This is a genomic window from Acidimicrobiia bacterium, assembly GCA_036271555.1.
Taxonomy (GTDB): domain Bacteria; phylum Actinomycetota; class Acidimicrobiia; order IMCC26256; family PALSA-610; genus DATBAK01.
This window is the reverse complement of the sequence record DATBAK010000010.1, coordinates 223,065-243,053: the sequence shown is the minus strand read 5'-3', so window position 1 is coordinate 243,053 and position 19,989 is coordinate 223,065. Positions and strand designations below refer to the sequence as shown.

Genomic DNA, 19,989 nt, shown 5'->3' with positions numbered 1-19,989 from the left:
CCGATGCGGAGGGTGCCGTGATCCGACTTTCGCTCGTCGGGGTGCGTGTCGAGGTGGGAACGAACCCGCCGCAGCCCATCGTGCTCCTTCGTGAGGACGAAGGTCAGCGTTACCTGCCGATCTTCATCGGCACGCCCGAGGCGACCGCGATCGTCTACGCGCTCCAGAACATGGACACGCCGCGGCCGATGACTCACGACCTGTTCAAGCAGGTCCTCGACGAGCAGCAGGTCACGCTCGAGCGGGTCGAGATCACCGAGCTCCACGACGGCACCTTCTACGCCAAGCTCTCGCTCGACCGTGGCGGTGAGCGCACCCTGGTCGACAGCCGTCCCTCCGACGCCATTGCCCTGGCCGTCCGCTACCAGGGCACGGTGCCGATCTTCGCCGACGAAGCGGTCCTCGACGAGGCCGGAGTCCTGTTCGATCAGGACGAGGACGCCCTCGAGGAAGAGGAGCAGGTCGAGGAATTTCGCGAATTCATCGAGCACGTTCGGCCCGAGGATTTCGCACAATGACGCCGTTCCCGGCATAACCCTCGATCAGTGGTCGAGCACCCTCGACCGCAGCTTGACGTTGACGTCGAGAGGGCCGGTGTTTACCGTCACCGCTGTAGTTACGAGGGTGTGAGTCGCCCTCGTCCGCGCTCGGCCCGGTCTCCGGTGCCGCCGGCGAACGGTGCGTAACCCGATGGACATGAGCCAGACCGAGCATCCCGAAGGGTTCCGGGGCCCGCAGGTGTGTGCGGTGGTGGGCATCACTTACCGGCAGCTCGACTACTGGGCCCGGACCGACCTCGTGCGGCCGTCGCTCCACGACGCGAAGGGGAGCGGCACCCAGCGCCTCTACACCTACCGCGACCTCGTCGAGTTGAAGGTCGTGAAGAGCCTCCTCGACGCGGGCGTCTCGTTGCAGACCGCGCGCAAGGCGATCGACTACCTGCGCGAGCACCTCGGAGAAGACCTCGCGTCGGCGAGCCTCGTGCTCGACGGCAGCCGTTCGGTGCTCGCGTTCGACGGCGAGCAGATCGTCGACCTCGTGCGCCGGGGTCAGGGCGTGCTGAACATCGTGCCGCTCGCGCGTGTCGTCGACGCGCTCGACGCGGAGATCCTTGCGCTCGCGCCGCGCGTCGCCGAGCCGCAGCAACCACAGCTGTCGTTATCCGACGCGCCGGCACGGCACGCGGTCCAGGGGAGATAGCGCAATCGACGACGCGCCGCTCCCGCACGAACAGGTTCGCTTCGCGCACAACTCGGAGCGACAGTTCGCGAAGCTGCTCGACTTCTACGCGATCACATGGGATTACGAGCCGCGCACGTTCGTGCTCGCGACCGACCGCGACGGCAACCCGGTGCAGGCGTTCACCCCCGACTTCTACCTTCCCGCGTACGACCTCTTCATCGAGATCACGACGCTCAACCAGAAGCTCGTCACGAAGAAGAACCGCAAGGCGCGGCTCGTGCAGGAGCTCTACGGCGTCAACGTGCGCGTCCTCTACCAGCGTGACTACCTCGACCTGCTCGTGAAGTACGGGCTCGAACCGCCGTCGCAGCTCGCGATCGCGGGGGTCGGCGCGGGTACCGCGCTGCGGTTCGGTCCCGACCCGCGACCCTTCGAGCAGCCGTCGGCCGAGAGCGCCTAAGTTCCGCCGTCTTGGACCAAGCACTCCGGCACAGCCCACTCGACGCGGCCCACCGCGCCCTCGGAGCACGCTTCGCCGCGTTCGGCGGGTGGGACATGCCACTCCAGTACGCGGGCGTGCTCGAGGAGCACCGCGCGTGTCGCGAGCGCGCGGTCGTCTTCGACGTCTCGCACCTCGGAACGCTGCGGTGCGCGGGCGGGGGAGTGGTCGATGCGCTCCAGTGGGCGCTGACCAACGACCTCGGTCGCATCGCACCGGGTCGCGCGCAGTACACGCATCTGCTCGACGAACGCGATGCGCACGTCGTCGACGACCTCATCGTGTGGTGGCTGGAGCCGACGGAGCTGCTCGTGATGCCGAACGCGTCGAACACCGCGCCGCTCGCCGCCGCGCTGCATGATGCGATCGCGCAGTTCGGCGCGGCCGACGACACGGTCGACGATGTCACCGGCGGCCGCGCGGTGCTCGCGATCCAGGGCCCGCAAGCGCGCGCGTTGCTCGCGCCGATCGCGCCCGACGCGGCGGCGGTGGAGCGGTTTCACGTCGCGCCGTTCATCTGGAACGGCGTCGGGTGCGTCGCCGCGGGAACCGGTTACACCGGCGAGGACGGCGTCGAGATCCAGGTTCCCGCGGAGCACGCGCCCGCACTCTGGGATGCGCTGCTCGGCGCCGGCGTCGTGCCCGCAGGACTCGGTGCGCGCGACACCCTGCGGCTCGAGGCCGCGCTGCCGCTGCACGGCCATGATCTCGGTCCCGGCATCACGCCGTTGCAGGCCGGGCTGCGGTGGGTCGTGCGGTTCGACAAGGGCGACTTCCGCGGCCGCGCCGCGCTCGAAGCCGAACGCGATCGAGGTGTCGCGCGCGTGCTGCGGGGCATGGCGACGACGGGCCGGCAGCCCCCGCGCGAGGGTGCGGAGGTGCTGCGCGGTGGGGAGGCGGTGGGCACGGTGACGAGTGGCAACTTCTCGCCGACCCTCGGGCACGGCATCGCGCTCGGACTCCTGAGGCCCGATGTCGAGATCGGGACGCGCGTCGAGTTGTCGGTGCGCGGACGCACGCTCGACGCGACCGTCGTCGAGACTCCGTTCGTTCGCCGCTGAGCTTTCTGGTCGCGCTCGCGCGCTCGCCGCTCCTCACGCCTCACGCGAGAAGTCGGGCCGCCCGCAACGCGAACCGCCCGTTCCGGCCAGAGCTCCGAGTCCGTCGTCGCTCAGGACTCGGCCGGTACCAAGGGCACGGCCGGTACCGTCCGCACGGCGAGAACGCGGTCGGTGCGGTAGCTCGCGACGCGTTCGCTCCAGCTCGACAGCCGGTGGATGCCGCTGTTCGTCGTGAAGAAGGTCGTCAACGGGCCTTCGAGCTCGTAGGCGTCGGCGCCGTCGACCCGTTCGATCGTTCCGTCGGTGGTGACGATCTCGAAGACCATCGCGCGCTCCGTTCGTCGGGGGAGGTCACCGTACGACGAAGAGGTTGTGGATCGTAAGCAGGATCAACCTGTGGACGGGTTGTGGAAAAGGTGCGCGCCGAGGAAGGCGAGCAGCGCCGCGTTGAACTCCGTCGCGCGTTCGAAGTACGACGAATGACCCGCGCCGTCGATCTCGACGACGCGCGCATCGCGCAGTCGCCGCGCGCCGTCGCGCACGAGCCCGGCGGGGAACAGCTGATCCTCGGGGGAGGTGATGACGAGCACGGGCACACCGGTCGCGTTCATCTGCTCGTGCGTCACTTCCCAACCGGTGAGCGCGCGTGCGACCGCGATCAACGGCGGCTCGTGGAACGAGTCGAGCTGTTGGTAGAGGAACGCAAGCGCGGGATCGCGCGCGACGAGACTCGTGCTCACCGCCGCGTGCGATCCGATCGTCGGTGGTCCGGCCGGCAGCGTTTGTGTCACGTGACGAAAGTGATCGTGCAGCTCGCGCGTGTACAGACCGCCGATGGTGTTGGCGAGCGTGAGCGTATGGACGCGGTCGGGGTGGGCGATCGTGAACGCGCTGACCCACCAGCCGCCCATCGACTGACCGACGAGATCGACGCGGTCGACACCGATCTCGTCGAGGATGCGCGTGATGTCGGCGGCCGCCCCGTCGGCGCCCAACGTGCCGTTCGTGCACGTCGAGTTACCGAAGCCGCGGCTGTCCCACGTGACGACGCGATAGCCGGCCGCCGCAAGCGCCGGAACCTGTTGGAACCAGGATGCGTGCGTGCCGCCGGCGCCGTGCGTCAACACGACCGTGCGGGCGTCGGGTGCGCCGGTCACCTCGTAGTAGAGGACTTCACCGTCGTGCTCGATGCGTGCTCTGCGCCATTCCGCCGTGCTCACCGCAGGGGATCGTAGAGACCGGTGCGGCTCGCGGCATCCGTGCCGGTGCACCCGGAGCCAAACCCAGAGCAGTTTACATAACGAGGATTATCGGCGGCCGGGGAGAAGGCCGCCGGGAAACGGCGCCGCGTGCTGGGCTGCGATGCTGGACCGCACAACGACGAGGAGGACCGTGATGCCCGAGGACTTCGAAGGCGACCTCACCGAGTCGGTCTTCTGGGGCGCCGACCTGAGCCGGTCGACGCTCCGCGACGTGAACCTCACCGGCGTGCGGGTGTCGCACGCGTGGCTCGTCGACGTCGACATCGACGCGCTCGTCGAGCGCGTGACGATCAACGGTGTCGACGTCACCGACTTCGTCAACGAGCACGACGCCTGGTATCCGCTGCGGGCGATGCTGCGACCCGACGATCCCGCAGGCATGCGCCGCGCGCTCGATGCCCTCGACGCCGCGTGGTCGACGACGATGGCGACCGCGCGCGCACTCCCGGAGCCGAAGCTGCACGAGTCGGTCGCCGGCGAGTTCTCGTTCGTGCAAACCCTGCGGCACCTCGTCATGGCGATCGACAAGTGGTTCACCGCGCCGATCCTCGGCGAGCCCTTCGATCCGATGGGCCTCCCGAACACCGGCTCGCTCGACTTCGATTTTCCCGGGCTCGACCTCGCCTCGGACCCGACCTTCGCCGAGGTGCTCGCGGTGCGCGCCGACCGCGCCGGCAAGCTGCGCGACTACGTCGACCGGCTCGACTCGGGTGAGCTCGACCGCGAGGTCGTCGTGCTCGAGAACGGGCCCAACCCCGTGCGCGAGTGCCTCTTCACGGTCTTCGAAGAGGAGTTCCATCACAACCGCTACGCACGGCGCGACCTCGCGCAACTGCAGTGACGGTGGTCAGCCGATCCCTTCGACGACTGGCGCGGCGATGCGTCGCGGCGGTGCGTCCGGCGTGACGAGCCAGAGCGCTCCCGACCCGTCGGGCTGCCCGGCGAGCTCGCGCACGTCGACCGCGAGATCGTCGGAGTGCGGACGCACGCGCACCGCGGCGTCGGCGAACATCTCGGGTGCGCCGGTGTGGTGGCCGCTGCGCCACACGACACGGTGGGTTCGCCAGTCGGTGACGACGAGGTCGCCGGTCTCGAGTGTCGATACCACGAGGTGACCGTCCCAGGAGACGCTCTGCGGCTGGCCCGCCACCGTCGCCACGGTGCGACCCGTCGTCGTGTCGACCACCTGGCCCGCGGGCCCGGCGCCGAACTCGAGTGCGTACCGACCACTTCCCGACAACGCGACCGGCCGCGCGTCGCCGTTCGCCGGCGACCACGCCGCGGTCGACGTGTGCCCGGTCGTGAGTCGAACCTGGATCACGGGCCCGGTGAGGAACGCCATCTCGACGTTCATCACGAACGCGTTCTCGCTCGTGACGCTGCAGCCGAGGATCTCCGGTCCTCCGTGTGACCCGGCGAAGCCGACGGCGGCGACGGTACGGCTGCCGTGCCCGGGATCGAAGAGCACGAGGTGGGTCTTCCCGTTGTAGAGGCCGTGCGTGCCCGCGTGCGGCTGCATGTCGCAGAGGTGGCGGCTGTCGTCGGCCCACACGCCTTCGAAGTCGCCCTGCGCGAGCACGCGCCCGCGGAGGTCCAGGATCTGTCCCTGCTTCATCGCCGAGTCCGAGACGCCGAGCACGAGGATGCGCGTCCCGTCGGGCGAAAGGAACACCGTCGTGCAGCAGTCGGCGATGCCCTGCGGGTGCACCGTCGCGATGTGCTGCCCGGCCCAGTTCCACACGTCGATGGTGTGCTTGTCGTTCGGGAACGGCAGCGTGAGGAAGCCGGCAACGGGCGGTCGCGCCGGTGCCGGCGCGGCGGTCGTCGGCGTCGTCGCGGTCGGCGCGTGCGTCGACGAGTTCGTGATCGTGATCGTCGCGAGCACGATGGCGAGCACGACCGCGAACGCCACGACGGTCGCGACCGGAAGCGGCACGCGGCGACGCGCGGATCGCCGGTCGTCGAATGCGGGCAGCGGCAGCGGCAGCTGCGCGACACGCTCGCGCAGCGCCGCGAACTCGTGATGCAGGTGGTCGTCGAGCTCGTTCATGCCGGCTCCTCCTCCTGACGCATACCGAGCCGCCGTGCGAGTGCAGCTCGCGCGCGCCGGAGATGGGTGCGGCTGGTCTCTTCGCTGCACCCGAGGATCTCGGCGCTCCGCGCGACGCTGAGGTCCTCGAAGTAGACGAGCGCGACGATCTGCGCCTGCCGGCGCGACAGCGAGCGGATCGCGCGCCCGAGCTCGGGATCAATGAGGGGTGGTTCCGCGGCCGCGCCCGGCGCGAGCGACGCGAGCCGTTCCACGAGCCGGCCCTCCGACGATCGGCGCCGTCGCAGTGACACCGCCCGGTTCGCGACGACGCGGCGCACCCACGCGCCGGGGTCGTCGTAGCGGGCGATGCGGTTCCAGTCGTGGAATGCCGCCGCGAACGCGTCCTGCGCGAGGTCCTCGGCCGCGTCGAGTCGCCCGCAGAGCACGAAGGCCAGACCGACGACGGTCCGGTACTCGGCCGCGAAGAACGCGCTGAAGTCGGCGACCTCCTCGCGCCCCACTGTTCCCTCGGACTTCACTGCGAGTCACTCGCCCGAGCGTGCCGATTCCGGTACGTCTCGGCCCCGATTCGGGCGATCAGGCACGCCTGCCCACGACGGGGAAGTCTGCCCGCCGCGACGCGCCGAGTCGACGTGCGTCAGACCGCGGTCGTCGAGCCGAGACAGGTGGAGCGCGCGCCGGCGAACTCGTCGAGCTCGGTGCCGAAGAGGTCGGTCAGCGATTTCGCGGCCGCGAAGTCGGTCGCGGCAAGCGCGTGCAGCGCGTCGGATTCGGTGCCGAACGCGCGATTCGCAACGCTGATCGCGTGTTGGCACGCGGTCTGGATTGCGGCTGAGTGCGAAGCCTGCGCGCGGAGAGCGCGCAGCCGAGCCTCGTCGGCTGTGAGCTCGCGCGCCTGGGTCGCGATCGTCGCGGCGCGCCGCTCGAGCTCGGAGCGCTGCGCTTCGACCTGGCGATGCAACCCCGGTACGGGTGCGTGGCCGTTGGCGCGCCCGACGGCGTAGGCACCGCCGGCGACGACGAGCAACGCGGCGACGAACCCGGCGCTCAATCGACGGCGGATGCTCCCCCGGTCACGCGCCACCGAGCCGACCGCCGCGGGCGGACGAGGCCGCGGCTCGGGATAGTCGATGTTCGACCAGTACGAGTCGTCCGGCAGCGACGTCACCGTGCCGCGCTCCCCTGCCGATTCGTCGAACCGGTCCGCCCCGACCATGCCGCCTGACCCGCCGTGCCGTGGAGCGGCCTCCCGTGCCACTCTCAGCGGAGAGAATACAACGGAGAGTGACTCCGCGTCAGGGTGAGCGGTCTCGATCGCGGGTCAGCTGTTGGCGTCGGGCGACTCGGAAGGCTCCGGAGGCGGCACCGGCAGGTCGGCGCGCACCTCGGCGCCGCGCCCGCTCGTCAGCGCGTCGACGACGTCGTCGTGGAGCGGCTCGGCGGAGAACGCATCCTTGAACTTCTCACGGATCTCGGGGTGCTCACGTCCACGCGCCCAGTCGAAGAACTCGTGCAAGCGCGCCTCGAGCTGTTCGAGCTCGTTGTTCGCGGGCGCCGCTTTCGGGTGGTCGCGCATCTCGTTGATCTCGCGACCAAGGTCGCCCATGCTGCTCATGCCGGCACGCTAGCCAGCGTGGCCGGGCGTCCCGGAATCACACGTGGACGAGCGGGCGCGCCGCGTCGAGCAGCCACGACAACGCTTCACGCACCTCGACCGGGTCGAGCCCCGCGGCGAGGTCACGCTCGACGTCGCCGACCGCGCACTCGAGCACGTAGATCCGGTCGCGCAGTACGTCGAGCTCGGCGCGCGCGAGCACGAGCTCGTCCTCGCCGAGGCCCAGCTCGACCGCGCGCTGGCGGGCTTCGTAGTGGCGCTGCCGGCAGCTCTGCCGGCAGTACTGCCGCGGCCGTCCACGAGTCGCCGCGGGCGGCAAGGGTCGGCCGCACCAACGGCACGGGGATCCGCTCGCCGCAGTCGTCGAGCGCTCCCCCGGCTCGCACGCCTGGGACACGCCAAGCAACGGTAGCGAGGCCCCCGTCAACGCACGTGGATGGTGTTGTCTCCCGTGGCCGATGTGGAGCCGCAGGGATGGCGCCTACAGCCGCCCGGTCTCCGCGGCCGCCGCCTCGGTGAGGGCCAGCTGGCGCTCGACGATGTCGAGACCGCCGTCCCAGAACGCGGGGTCCGAGAGGTCGACGCCGACGATCGTGCCGAGGTCCTCGGGCGCCATCGAGCCGCCGGCCGTGAGCAGCTCGAGGTACCGCGGCACGAACTCCGAGCCCCGCTCCTCGTACTGCGCGTACACAGCCAGCGCGAGCAGCTGGCCGTACGCGTAGGCGTACACGTAGCCCGGCGTCGCGATGAAGTGCGGGATGTACGACCACCACGTGCGGTAGCCCTCGGTGAGCTCGACCGAGTCGCCGAGCATCGCCGACTGGGTCGCGATCCAGTGCTCGTTGAAGTCGTCGACCGCGAGCTCACCCGAGTCGCGACGCGCGTTGTGCACCGCGTCCTCGAACCGGTTCATCGCGACCTGGCGGAACACGGTCGCGATCTGACCTTCGAGGTTCTCGGCGAGCAGCGCGAGGCGCTCTGCGGGATCGGTCGTCGCGGAGAGCAGCCGGCCGAACGTGACGGTCTCACCGAACACCGATGCGGTCTCCGCCAGCGTGAGCGGCGTGCTCTGGTGGAACACGCCCTGCGGGCGCGCGAGGTACGCGTGCAGGCCGTGGCCCAGCTCGTGCGCGAGCGTGAGCACGTCGCGGCGGCGCGCGGTCCAGTTCAAGAGCACGTACGGGTGGTGCGACGGGACGGTGTACGCGCAGAACGCTCCCCCGCGCTTGCCCGGTCGCACCGGCGCGTCGATCCACTGCTCGTCGAAGAACTTGCGCGCGATGTCGGCGAGGTCGGGCGAGAACGACGCGTACGAGTCGAGCACGAGCTCACGCGCGTCACCGAAGCCGAACTGTGCCTCCGACGACGCGATCGAGGCCATGCGGTCGTAATCGCGGACACGATCGACACCGAGCAGCCGGGCCTTCAGCCGGTACCAGCGTTGCGGGATCGAATACCGACCTTGCACCGCGGTGACGAGTGCCGCGACCGACTCGTCGCTCGCCTCGTTCGCGAGGTTGCGCCCCGCGATCCACGACGGGAACTTGCGCATCCGGTCGTCGATCGCCTTGTCGGCGAGCAACGTGTTGAACACGTAGGCGCGGGTGCGCAGGCCCGGAGCGAGCCCCGCGGTCACGGCTTCGGCCGCGGTCCGCCGCACATCGGGATCGGGTGAGCCGAGTCGAGAGAGCCCGGCTTCGAGGGGCTGCGATTCGCCGTCGAGCTCGACCGTGATCGCGGAGTCGAGCTCCTCGAACAGCCGCACCCACGCGCTCGTGCCCGTCACCGTCTTCTCGGTGAGCACGACCTCCTCGGGCTCGCTCAGCAGGTGCGGGCGGTAGCGGCGAACGGAGCGCAGGTGGTGGCGCGCGTACTCGAGGCGCGGGTCGGCGAGGTGCGCGTCGACCGCGGCGTCGTCGAGCGCGGCCCACTCGAGCTCGAAGAACACGAGTTGCGTGCTCATCGCGGTTGCGCGTTCCTCGACGCGCATCATGAGCGCGCCGCGCGCAGGATCGGCCGTGTCGGTCGAGAACCGCAGGCTCGCGTAGTTGCCGGCGCGCCCGACGAGATCTTGCAGCGACGCGAGCAGCGCGACGAGGTCGACGATCTCGTCGGTGCTGCAGTCGGCGATGCGGCCGCGGAACTTCGCGGCCCGTGTCGTCACCTCGTCGGCCTCGGCGAGCAGCGCGTCGACGCCCGCGTCACCCGCGGCGGGGAGCAACGTCTCGAGGTCCCACGCGACGTCCTCGGCGGTGAGATCGGTTGCAGTCATTCGCACCTCGGCGGGTTCGGCGGGTTCATGGAGGTCCACTCTCGGTATCGGCATCCGAGAGCCGCTTGTGCATCACGATCGCGCGGGCGACGAAGCCCTGTTGCTCGAAGAAGTTCTTGGTCGCCCGGTTACCGGGCAGCGCCAGGGCATCGGCCCCGGAACAGCCCCGCTCCGCGAAGAAGACCAGGAGCTGCTCGACGACGGCCTCCCCCACCCCGACCGACCGGGCGTCGGGCTCGACGAAGAGCTCGTCGACCACGCCGTGGTCGCGGCCGTCGCGCAGCCGCTCGACGCGGCCGACACCGAAGCCGATGACCACGTCGTCGATCGTGCCGACGACGACGCTCACGTCGTCGCGCTCGAGCAACGCCGCGAACGCCTCGTCGAGCGGCTCGGGCCGCGCGTCGCGCGCGGCCCAGGTCGCGCCGCCGCGCATCGGTGTCAGCTCGGCGACGCCTCGGCGCGCGAGGAGCACGATCTGCTCGAGGTCATCGTCGGTCGCGACGCGTGCGCTTTCCACCGGTGGCGAATACCTACGCGGAGAGCTGTTCGATTTTGCCCAGGATCGTGCGCCGGCGGCGGTGCCCGGTCTCGTACTCACGCACCGCGGTGAGCTCGTCGCGGCTCAGTCCTGCGAGCCGCTCCACGACCTGCGACGCCGACAGCGCGTCGTAGCCGGGAATGGCGAGGGTGTCGGAGTCGCCGCGGCCGTTCTCGCTCGCCGGCGCGACCGACGCGGTCGGCGCGGCGGGCTCGGGCGTGATCGACACCACGCGAGGCGCCGGGCGCGCCTCCTGCTCGGCTCGCGCGGCCGGTGGTGACGACGGGCGCATCGACGCGAGTCGCTCCTCGACCTTGCGGCGGAGCATCGGCAGACCGAACGCGATCGCGACCTGTCCCGCGCCCTTGGCGTGTTGGACCCGCTGCTCCACCTGCTCGTGGCGGACCTCGACCTCGGCCCGCCCGCGCGCAACGACCATGCGCAGCAGGTCGGGCGCCATCTCGACCGCGAGCGCGGTGACCCCGATGGGCGCGTAGATCGCGAGCTCGAGCGCACGCGCGATCGGATCGGTGCTCGACCCGGAGGGCGGTTCCAGGTGCTCGGGCGTGGTCATGCGCGTGCCTCCACCGGCGCGGAGTCTACGGGTCCGGCGCGCCGCCGGCCGATGGCGGCCCGCACGGACGCGAGGGCGACGCCGATGATGCTCGCGAGCAGTACCCACTCCCCGAATCGGACATACGGCGTCTCGCCGCGCGTCGTCGTCACGGTCGCCACGTCGGTCGTGCGCTGGAAGAGGTGGGTCGGGTCGTGGACGTTGCCGTGCGCGTCGATGAACGCGCTGATGCCGGAGATCGCGGCCTGCACGACCGGTCGCCCGGTCTCGGCCGCGCGCATCTGGCCGATGGCGACGTGTTGCGCCGAGTTCGCCGACGTCCGGTACGAGCGGTTGTTCGTCGACACGACGATCAGCTGGGCGCCGTCCTTCACGAGCGGCCGGACCTCGTAGCCGAAGGCGCTCTCGAAGCAGATGACCTCGGCGATGCGATGACCGGCGACGGTCGCGAGTCCCGGTCGGTCGCCGGGCGCGAAGTCGCGTGGGATCTGCTGCTGGATCTCATGGATGAAGCGCAGCTCGTCACGGAACGGGACGTACTCCCCGAACGGCACGAGGTGGCGCTTCGCGTACGTCGACTCGAGCCGGCCGTCGGGGCCATAGAGGAGGTTGAGGTTCAGCGCGCGACCGTCGGGCGCGTCCGCGATCGCGTTGGCGAGCACGGCCGAGTGGAGTCGCGTCGCGGTCGCGACGAGGTTCGACGAGAGGTACGGGCTCTTGCGTGGGTCGGCGTCGAGGCTCGACTCGGGGAACACGACGAGGTCGTAGTGACCGGTGAGCCGAGACGCGAGCTGGAAGTGGCTGCGCGGGAGGTAGCGATCATCGAGCTCGCGCTTCGTGAGATCGCGGTCGAGATCGTTGCCCTGCAGGATCGCGACGCGGAGGTGTCCCGTCGCGATGGGTCGCAGCGCGAACGCGCTCGCGCCGCCCGTGACGACGACCACTCCCACGATCGTCGCGGCCGCGACCGCGCGCGCGGGCCGTGCGACGGACGGGTCGACGTGCATCCGCGGTGCGAGCAGCTCCACCATCGCGGCATTGAGCGCGACGACGACGAACGACACGAGCGGGAGCCCGCCCAGCGCGGCGACCGACCGCGCCGGCGCGAAGTCGTGCAGCGCGTAGCCGACCTCACCCCAGGAGAAGCCGCCGAAAGGCCACCGGGCGACGAGCGCCTCGGCGAGTACCCAGATCGCGGCCAGCAGCACGGGGTTGCGCAGTCCCCGGCTCGTGAAGCGCGCGACGGACGCGCCGACCGCGACCCAGAACGAAGCGAGGATCACGACGAGCGGCACGATCGCGACGGCACCGAAGTACCACGTCCAGGACACGAGGATGACGTAGTACGTGCATCCCGCGACGAAGCCGAGGAGCGCGGCGAGACGAGGTGGGACATCGCGCCACGCCCAGAACAGCGGGACGAGCGCGACGAGGGCGAGCAGACCGAGGTCGAGCGGCGGCCGGGACAGTGCGAGCAGCACACCCGAGGCCACGGCCGCGGCGAAGCGCCGCGACCGCCGGTCGGTCACACGCAGTCTCGACAGAGCAGACGCTTCTCGTCGGCGAGCTGGTTGCGAGGCAGCACGAGGAAGCAGCTCGAGCAGAGGAACTCACCCGGGCGGCGGGGAACGATCTTGGTCCCCCCTTCGCCCCGATCGTCGGGCTCCACTTCCTCGTCCTCTTCGTCTTCGAGCCCGGCCGCCGCGGTGCGCTCGCGCAGCACGACGTCGAGCGCCTCCTCGACGTCGTCGGGGTGCAGCTCCTCGTCGAGGTCGACGACCTCGTCGTCCTCCTCGTCGCCCTCCTCGACGACGGGAGTGGCAACCGGCACCTCGACGATCGCGGCAGGGTCGTCGGGGATCGCGGCGGCGTCGTCGGCTTCTTCGCCGATGACGTCGTCGTCGTCGTCGATGTCCTCGTCGGCGAGGTCGTCGTCGTCGATGATGTCGTCGTCCTCGACGTCTTCCTCATCGATCTCGGGCTCGTCGAACTCGTCGTCGCTCATCCAGGCCTTCCGAACGCGTGCACCCGGGCTGGCGCCGGGGCGATGCCGGGCGGCCAACGGGTACGCCTCCCGGCGTATTCCGGCGGCCCTGGGCCCCAGCGAGGCGCGGGAGTATAACGCCGGCCTTCCGTGGATCTGAGTCGTTCGCGACGGCGCGTCAAAAGCCACGAACGCGCGCGAGTGGAACCGCCCGCGGGCAAAGCGAGCAGGGCGACCTTGTGCCCTCCCATCCCGCGTCACGGAGCGACGAGCGCAGCGAGTGCGAACGAGAACACGGCTCCGTCCAGGAGGTCGCAGCCGGACCGCTGGGTGGCCCGGCCTGCGATTCGCAGACGGGTTATCGCAGCGTTTTCGACCGCGCCTCCTGGACGGCGCCTTTCGCCCCTTCGCCCAGCCCTCTGGTCACGACGCACCTGTCGCATCCCACCGGATGACGTGTCTCCGGCAGCGGCGCTGCAGGGGCGATGCGTATTCGGCCAAACCGCAGCGTTCGTGTCAAGCCGAAGCACGCGCGTGTGACCAGCGGCGACGCGCGTCGCTGCAGGTCAAGAACATCCGCGAAACCAACAACTTTTTTCAACCTTGCGCGCGCGTGACGTCGCGCGCGTCGAGACACGCGCGAACAAGAACGCGATCAGTGACGCGCGGCCGTACGTTTCGCTTCCGCGGCGCGTTCCGACGCGAGTCGTTCGAGCTCGTACGTCTGATGATCGACGTGTCGCATCGCCTTCGCGATCGCGCGATGGCCGGCTTGCACTTCGATGAGTCGGTGCATCTCCTGCGCGATGCGTCGGTACGCCGGATGACCCTGCGGCGAGCTGCGCAGCTCGAGCACGTGCATCGCCTCACGAGCGTTCATCTGCATCGAGTAGCGCATGCGGTACGCGAGCGACACCGCGTACGGGGCCTGGTGCGGGAACCAGTCGACGAGCGTGTCGTACAGGGCCGACGATCGCTCCAGTCCTTCTTCGAAGCGCGCGTCTTGTCCCGCTTCGCGCACCGATTCCGGAATCTCGTAGCCGTGGTTCGGTGTGAGCGACTGCCACTCGATCGTCAACATGCGATGGCGTTGCAGGTCGCGGAACGCGCCGTAGTCGCCGAGCACGTCGAATCGGTACGCAGTGCGTTCGAACGCGCGCCCGGGCCGGTGCCGGCGATTGTGCCGCTCCCCCACGTACGCGGTGATCAGCGCGGCGCGCTCGTCGACACCCATGCGCCGCACCCGTTCCAGCAACTGGGCTTCGGGCAGCGACGAGTACGAGTAGCAGATGGCGGCGAGCACCTTGTCCTCGCCGTCGGGATCGAAGTCACCGAGCGTCACTTCGGCTGCGGGCTCGGGCTCGACGTCGGCGAAGATCTGCTCGACGACCGACTCGGTGCGAGTACGCGTCGACTGGAGGTAATCGATCCACTCGCCGCCGCGTTCGGGCCGGTCGACGCGGGTGAGGAACGACGGGATGACCTTGCGCAGCTCTTCGAGCATCATCGCCGCGTATTCGTGCGCCTCGGGCAGCGGGTGCGCACGCATCCTCATGAGCAGCGCCTCATACGCCTGCCCGGTGCCGTAGATGCCGACGTTCGAGATCGTCGCCGCGGGCAGCACACCGCGGACGGAGTCGCACGCTTTGGCGCGGATCGTCTGCTTGTAGACGAAGTCGGAGTCGCCCGCGTCCTTCGGATAGCGGGCGCGGGCCCAGTCCATCATCGACGGCAGCAGGTCGCGGTAGATGTCGAACAGTGCGTCCATGTCGCCGACGTAACGGGTGCCGAAGCGCGACTCGCAGACCTGCGGGTCGCGGAAGTAGCGATAGCGGCCGCCGAGGCGCGAATCGTACGGGATGTAGCGCGTCGACTGCTCGAGGTAGGCCATGAGCCGGCCGCGTTCGAGCACCTTCGTGAGGAGGTTCGACGCCTGCTCGCACGCGAGGTGCACGCCACCGAGCTGCGCGACGGAGTCGTCGCCGTATTCGAGGAACACGCGGTCGTAGAGCTGCTCGGCGCGCTTGAGACCGACGCTGGCGTCGACGGTGAGGTCGCCGCTCAGATCGAGGTCGGCGACGAACTCGTCGAGGAAGAGGCGACGCAGACTCTTGTCCGAACGCGAGTAGCGCGCGAACAGCGCCCCCTTCACGACCTCGGGCAGGTTCGTGAGCGCGAAGACCGGCTGGTCGAGGTTCGTGAAGTAGGGCCGGAGCTTGACGATCTCGTCCTCGCTGAACTGCTCCGGCACATACAGCATGGGTCGCCGATGGTACCGGCGCGAGGTCGCGGAAACGCGCGATGGTGCGCGCCTCAAACCAAGAGGCGAAAGCGCGCCGGGACCACGGTCGCGTGCAGCTCGGTCACCGGCTCGCGCAGCCTTCCGTCGACCTCGAACGGCCACGGTCTGGGCGTACGGACGGTGACCGCGCGGGCGGTACGCGTGACGATGCGCGAATGGGGCAGGTGGGTACCGGTCGACAATCGGGACCGCATCGCGGCGCGCTCGCCGGGTCGCAGCCGGTACGCCTGCACCTCGGCCCGGCCGTCGCCGGGATGGCCACGCGGCACGAGATCGCATCCGCGAAGCCACTGCCCGTTCGCCACCACGATCGTCGTCGCGCGGCTCACCGCGGCGTCGGCGTCGTGGCCGTCGAGCGCGAGCGTGAGCGGCCGCGCGCGTCCGAGTGCAGTCAAGCGGTCCGGTGGCACGCCGAGCACGATCGCGTTCACCGCGAGCGTGCCGTCTCCGAGGTCGAGTGCGTCGAGCGGCAGCGCGACGCCGCGCGGCTCGGCGCCCGCGCGCAGCCCGAGCGCGCGCGCCAGGTCACTCGTCGCAGCGGGGACGAACCGGACGAGCGCGCCGATCGGCGCGTCACGGACCGCGCTCGCGAGGTCGCCGTCGTCGCCCTCGACGGTCAGCGCGGGCGCGTCCGCGCACGGCTCGCCCCACTCCTCGCCCGGCGCTATGCCCATGCGGCTGCGGTCTGCGCCTCGCTGGGCCTCACGGGTTCACGGCACGTGCACGGCGCTCGACGCCGCGACGACGCCGCGTGAGCACGCGTCGGCCGCCGCGCGCGCGGTCGCGGCGGTCGCGGGGTCGGGGGCGACGTCGCCGATCTGACGGAGCAGGTCGATGCACTGCTTCACGTTGCGCACGAAGTCGCCACCCGTGAGCTCCCCGTCCTCGAGCACGGTCGCGAGCGCGTCGCCCCGCGCCCACCCGGTGACGTTGGGCACGAGCCCGGGATCGGGCTGGCGGGTCTCCGGCAGCCGACCGTCGCGTTCGGAGAGCATCAGGTCGCGCCAGACCTTCTCGATAGCCCGCGAGCGCTGCGCGACCCGCGGGCTCGGCCAGTGCGCCGGGGGCTGGATCGTGTCGGCGTCGGGCCCCCGTCGCTCGTACGTGAAGCACGACGTGAGGCCCGCGAGCTCGCCGGCGTCGAGCCCGTCGAGCAATCCCTCGCGGAGCGCCTCCGCGACGACGAGGTCGGTCTCGGTGTAGAGCCGGGCGAGGAGCTCGCCCGCGCTCGTGAGCGTCCAGCCCTCGACGTACCCCCACGCCTCGAGCACCGTGAGCACGCGGTCGAGCTGCCGGGCGAGGCTCTCGGTCCGACCCGCGACCCGACGCTCCTGGCGCGCGATCTCCTTCTCGAGCCGATCCGCCGCGTACGCAGCCCGCAACACCCGCGTGCGGTCGGGCGCGTCCGCGAGTGGGTGCGCGGCGAGCGCGCGCTCGAGCTCCTCCACCCGCTCGCGCGTCGCGTCGTGACGGTCGTCTTCCTCCTCGACCTCGGGCAGGCGACGCAGCGCATCGGCGGCGACCCGTTGAAAGCGCTGATCGTGCGGCCGGAACGGCCTCGGGAGCTCGATCGTCGCAACCCGGCGAACCTTCTCGTGGAAGTCCTCCGGGCCGAGCCGCACGAGGTCGCGCCCGGCGGTGAGCGCGAGCACGCGATTGCCGCCCCGCCCGCGATCCTGCTTCAGCACGACGACCCGTCCACCGCGCCGGGGTGACATGACGACGTCGCCGGGGCGCAGGGCCTCGAGGCGGGCCGGGCGGGCGGCCTTCGCCGTCCGGCGCGCGGCCTCGAGCTCGCCCGCGATCGCGCGGTACTCGTCGACGTCGCCCCGGTCGGTGCGCGCCGCGGTTTGCTGGCGCGCGAGCAGCTCACGGTTGTGCTCGAGCAGCCGTTCGAGGGTCACGACGTCGCGGTCGGCGTGGTACTGCGCGAACGAGAGGTTCAGGAGGTGCCGGGCCTGGTCCGGCGGATAGCGCCGCACCAGGTTGACGGCCATGTTGTACGTCGGCCGGAACGACGACGCGAGCGCGTAGGTGCGCCGGCTCGCGAGCCCCGCGACCTGATCGAACGTCACGAACGGGTTCCAGAGCACGACGACGAAGCCGACGTCGTCGATGCCCCGCCGGCCGGCGCGCCCTGCGAGCTGGGTGTACTCGCCGGGCGTGAGGAACTCGTGGTGCTCGCCCGTGAACTTCGAGAGCTTCTCGATCACCACCGAGCGCGCGGGCATGTTGATGCCGAGCGAGAGTGTCTCGGTCGCGAACACGACCTTCACGAGCCCGGCCGCGAAGCCCTCCTCGACCGCCTCCTTCATCGGCGGGACCATGCCCGCGTGGTGCGCGGCGAAGCCCGCGAGCAGCCCGCCGAGCCACGCGTCGTACTCGAGCGCGTCGAGGTCGTCGGCCGAGAGCTCGGCCGTGTGCGCCTCCGCGATGTGTTGGAGCGCGCGCGCCTCCTCGCTCGTCGTGAGGCGCAGGCCCGATGCGACGCACTGCTCGACCGCGGCGTCGCAGCCGGCGCGGCTGAACACGAACACGATGGCGGGCAGCATCCGCTCATCGGCGAGGCGGTCGACGACTTCCTCGCGCCACGGTGTCGCGAGCCGACCGCGGCGGCGCCCCGCCGGACGCGGACCGCGCGATCCGCTCTGGTCGAGTCGCGAGGCCTCGGGATTCGGGCGCAGCTCGCCGTCGGGACCTTCGACGAACGTGGGCAGGAGCAGCATCGCGTCGCCGGCGCGGTCGCCCACGGCGTAGAGGTGTTGGAGCTCGACCGGCCGGGTCTCCTCGATGATCGCGGCGGTGTCACCGCGCACGGTGCCGATCCAGTCGGCGACCTCCTCGGCGTTCGACACGGTCGCGGAGAGACACACGAGGTCGACGGCGCCGGGCAGGTGGATGATCACCTCTTCCCACACCGCGCCGCGGTAGCGGTTCTGGAGGTAGTGCACCTCGTCGAGCACGACGTAGCGGAGGCCGTCGAGCGTCGGCGAGCGCGCGTAGATCATGTTGCGCAGCACCTCGGTCGTCATCACGACGACCGGCGCCTCGCCGTTGATCGAGTTGTCCCCCGTGAGCAGGCCGACCTGGTCCGCGCCGAGCTCGCGGGCGAAGTCGCCGAACTTCTGGTTCGACAGCGCCTTGAGCGGCGTCGTGTAGAAGACCTTTTGCCCCGACGCGAGCGCGAGGGCGACCGCGTACTCCGCGACCAGCGTCTTGCCCGAACCCGTCGGCGCGGCGACCAGCACCGAGCGACCCGCGTCGAGCGCATCGAGGGCCCGGCGCTGGAAGTCGTCCAGCGGGAACGGGCGTCGGGCCTCGAACTCCGCCCGGGCGGCCCCGCTCACGGGCTCGAGCTGGTCGGTGCCGTCGTCGTGGCCGTGGTGGTCGCAGTCGGTTGCGTCGTCGACGCGCCCGGCGTGGCGGTGCTGCCCGTCGGCGCGGTCGTGCTCGCGGTCGGTGTCGTGGACGACGTCGGTTGCGTCGTCTGGGTCGGCGGCGCGGTGATCGGCGTGGGTGTGTGGCGCAGCAGCCCGTGCGGCCATACGAGGCCGATGACGATCGCCAGCACGAGGATCCCTGCGAGTGATCCCCCGATCCACACCGGCGCGTTGAGGTCGCGGCGGTCGGCGTTCGACACGACGAGCCACACCGCGACGATCGCCGCGAGGAGCGCGAGGCCGATGACCCACGACGAGCGTGGTTGGCGGTCGGCCATCCCGCCCGGCCGCAGCAGCCAGACCATGATCGCGGTGCCGACGACGATCCCCGCGGCGACACCGACCGCGATCGTGAGCTCGCGGCGCGTGCGCGGCGCCTGGTACTGGTCGCGACGTCGACGTTGACGGGCGCCGGGGCTGCTCATCGCTTCAACATCCTTCCGATGATGATCGAGCCCTCGTAGAAGAGGTACATGGGTGCGGCCATGAAGAAGAGCGAGTAGGGATCCTGACTCGGCGTGATGATCGCGGCGAATGCGGTGATCCCCACGGCCGCGTGCCGACGGTACTTGCGCAGCGTGCTGGTCTTCAGGACCCGGGCGATCATCAGGAACACGAGCACCACGGGGAACTCGAACGACAGGCCGAAGGCGATGATCATCAACGAGATGAACGTGAGGTACTTGTCGGCCGTGAAGAACGGTGTGAGGGAGCCGCCGCCAATGGACACGAGGAAGCTCAGCGCCTTCGGGAACGTGAGCCACGCGACCGCGCCACCCATGACGAAGAGCAGGATCGACGACAGGATGAACGGGATCGCGTACTTCTTCTCGTTGGGATTGAGCCCCGGCGTGATGAAGCGCCAGACCTGCCACAGCACCACGGGCAGCGCGATCACGAGCCCGCCGTAGCTCGAGACCTTGAGCCGCACGATGAACGGCGCGAGCGGGTCGGTGACGATGAGGTTGCAGCCCTTGTGCCCACACCCGTTGTGGTTGCGCGTGACCTGGGCGTACGGGTGCTGCAGCACGTGCAGGATCCGGTTGTAGACGAGGAAGGCGATCGTCGCGCCGACGACGATCGCGATCACCGAGATGACGAGCCGCTTCCGCAGCTCGGTCAGGTGCTCGACGAGCGTCATGCGTCCGGCGGACGCGTCCGCCTCGGGTTCGTCCGCCACGGTCGGCTGCCTGGTGTCTCGGCG

The 19,989-nt window shown here is 70.5% G+C and carries 22 protein-coding genes; 5 read left to right on the top strand and 17 right to left on the bottom strand.

The annotated features are described in order from the left end of the window. Positions 1–17: 17 nt before the first annotated feature. The 4 genes from VH914_04695 (at position 18) to gcvT (ending at position 2,742) form a co-directional block, all read left to right on the top strand. Entirely contained in the window at positions 18–518 is a 501-nt protein-coding gene (locus VH914_04695; GenBank protein ID HEX4490488.1) for a bifunctional nuclease family protein, read from the top strand. A gap of 178 nt (positions 519–696) precedes the next feature. After that, positions 697–1,200 (top strand): MerR family transcriptional regulator, encoded by a 504-nt coding sequence (locus VH914_04690; protein ID HEX4490487.1) that lies wholly within the window; start codon positions 697–699, stop codon positions 1,198–1,200. Beyond that, on the top strand, positions 1,112–1,642 hold the full coding sequence (locus tag VH914_04685) for a hypothetical protein (GenBank protein HEX4490486.1): 531 nt from the start codon (positions 1,112–1,114) through the stop codon (positions 1,640–1,642). Before VH914_04690 ends, VH914_04685 begins: the two co-directional genes overlap by 89 nt. 11 nt (positions 1,643–1,653) lie before the next feature. Continuing rightward, positions 1,654–2,742 carry a glycine cleavage system aminomethyltransferase GcvT gene (gcvT, locus tag VH914_04680; protein ID HEX4490485.1) on the top strand — a complete coding sequence of 363 codons (1,089 nt, stop codon included), beginning with the start codon at positions 1,654–1,656 and terminating at the stop codon, positions 2,740–2,742. A gap of 110 nt (positions 2,743–2,852) precedes the next feature. Here the strand turns inward: gcvT and VH914_04675 are convergent, their stop codons facing one another. Both VH914_04675 and VH914_04670 read right to left on the bottom strand, forming a co-directional pair. Beyond that, the gene (locus tag VH914_04675; GenBank protein HEX4490484.1) at positions 2,853–3,068 is read right to left on the bottom strand and encodes a hypothetical protein; all 216 of its coding nucleotides are present in this window, start codon (positions 3,066–3,068) and stop codon (positions 2,853–2,855) included. 63 nt (positions 3,069–3,131) lie between these two features. Next, positions 3,132–3,962, bottom strand: coding sequence for an alpha/beta hydrolase (locus VH914_04670; GenBank protein ID HEX4490483.1), 831 nt, complete (start codon positions 3,960–3,962; stop codon positions 3,132–3,134). 175 nt (positions 3,963–4,137) lie between these two features. On the opposite strand from VH914_04670, the gene VH914_04665 reads away from it, so the two are divergent. Then, positions 4,138–4,845, top strand: coding sequence for a DinB family protein (locus VH914_04665; protein HEX4490482.1), 708 nt, complete (start codon positions 4,138–4,140; stop codon positions 4,843–4,845). A gap of 6 nt (positions 4,846–4,851) precedes the next feature. On the opposite strand, the gene VH914_04660 is transcribed toward VH914_04665, so the two are convergent. The 15 genes from VH914_04660 to tatC form a co-directional block, all read right to left on the bottom strand. After that, positions 4,852–6,054: a hypothetical protein gene (locus VH914_04660; GenBank protein ID HEX4490481.1), complete on the bottom strand. Its 1,203-nt coding sequence runs from the start codon at positions 6,052–6,054 to the stop codon at positions 4,852–4,854. Then, on the bottom strand, positions 6,051–6,557 hold the full coding sequence (locus VH914_04655) for a sigma-70 family RNA polymerase sigma factor (protein ID HEX4490480.1): 507 nt from the start codon (positions 6,555–6,557) through the stop codon (positions 6,051–6,053). The genes VH914_04660 and VH914_04655 overlap by 4 nt, the downstream gene beginning before the upstream one ends. A gap of 137 nt (positions 6,558–6,694) precedes the next feature. Beyond that, on the bottom strand, positions 6,695–7,273 hold the full coding sequence (locus VH914_04650; protein ID HEX4490479.1) for a hypothetical protein: 579 nt from the start codon (positions 7,271–7,273) through the stop codon (positions 6,695–6,697). 105 nt (positions 7,274–7,378) lie between these two features. After that, on the bottom strand, positions 7,379–7,672 hold the full coding sequence (locus tag VH914_04645) for a hypothetical protein (protein ID HEX4490478.1): 294 nt from the start codon (positions 7,670–7,672) through the stop codon (positions 7,379–7,381). Between the two features lie 37 nt (positions 7,673–7,709). Continuing rightward, positions 7,710–8,069, bottom strand: a complete 360-nt coding sequence (locus VH914_04640) for a hypothetical protein (protein HEX4490477.1) — start codon at positions 8,067–8,069, stop codon at positions 7,710–7,712. A gap of 84 nt (positions 8,070–8,153) precedes the next feature. After that, positions 8,154–9,944 (bottom strand): M3 family oligoendopeptidase, encoded by a 1,791-nt coding sequence (locus tag VH914_04635; protein HEX4490476.1) that lies wholly within the window; start codon positions 9,942–9,944, stop codon positions 8,154–8,156. Positions 9,945–9,969: 25 nt separating this feature from the next. Then, positions 9,970–10,464: a GNAT family N-acetyltransferase gene (locus tag VH914_04630; GenBank protein HEX4490475.1), complete on the bottom strand. Its 495-nt coding sequence runs from the start codon at positions 10,462–10,464 to the stop codon at positions 9,970–9,972. A 13-nt stretch (positions 10,465–10,477) separates the two neighbouring features. Further along, the gene (locus tag VH914_04625) at positions 10,478–11,059 is read right to left on the bottom strand and encodes a hypothetical protein (GenBank protein ID HEX4490474.1); all 582 of its coding nucleotides are present in this window, start codon (positions 11,057–11,059) and stop codon (positions 10,478–10,480) included. Beyond that, a complete protein-coding gene (gene lnt / locus VH914_04620; protein ID HEX4490473.1) occupies positions 11,056–12,588 on the bottom strand; it encodes an apolipoprotein N-acyltransferase in 1,533 nt (510 codons plus the stop codon). The genes VH914_04625 and lnt overlap by 4 nt, the downstream gene beginning before the upstream one ends. After that, the gene (locus VH914_04615; GenBank protein ID HEX4490472.1) at positions 12,585–13,064 is read right to left on the bottom strand and encodes a DUF4193 family protein; all 480 of its coding nucleotides are present in this window, start codon (positions 13,062–13,064) and stop codon (positions 12,585–12,587) included. The genes lnt and VH914_04615 overlap by 4 nt, the downstream gene beginning before the upstream one ends. Before the next feature lie 634 nt (positions 13,065–13,698). Beyond that, positions 13,699–15,303, bottom strand: a complete 1,605-nt coding sequence (locus tag VH914_04610) for an FAD-dependent thymidylate synthase (protein HEX4490471.1) — start codon at positions 15,301–15,303, stop codon at positions 13,699–13,701. Positions 15,304–15,356: 53 nt separating this feature from the next. Next, the gene (locus VH914_04605) at positions 15,357–16,019 is read right to left on the bottom strand and encodes a hypothetical protein (protein ID HEX4490470.1); all 663 of its coding nucleotides are present in this window, start codon (positions 16,017–16,019) and stop codon (positions 15,357–15,359) included. 36 nt (positions 16,020–16,055) lie between these two features. Beyond that, the gene (locus VH914_04600; GenBank protein ID HEX4490469.1) at positions 16,056–18,692 is read right to left on the bottom strand and encodes a DEAD/DEAH box helicase; all 2,637 of its coding nucleotides are present in this window, start codon (positions 18,690–18,692) and stop codon (positions 16,056–16,058) included. Further along, positions 18,689–19,210 carry a hypothetical protein gene (locus VH914_04595; GenBank protein HEX4490468.1) on the bottom strand — a complete coding sequence of 174 codons (522 nt, stop codon included), beginning with the start codon at positions 19,208–19,210 and terminating at the stop codon, positions 18,689–18,691. The genes VH914_04600 and VH914_04595 overlap by 4 nt, the downstream gene beginning before the upstream one ends. Next, a complete protein-coding gene (gene tatC, locus VH914_04590; GenBank protein HEX4490467.1) occupies positions 19,207–19,965 on the bottom strand; it encodes a twin-arginine translocase subunit TatC in 759 nt (252 codons plus the stop codon). Before tatC ends, VH914_04595 begins: the two co-directional genes overlap by 4 nt. Positions 19,966–19,989: the final 24 nt, after the last annotated feature.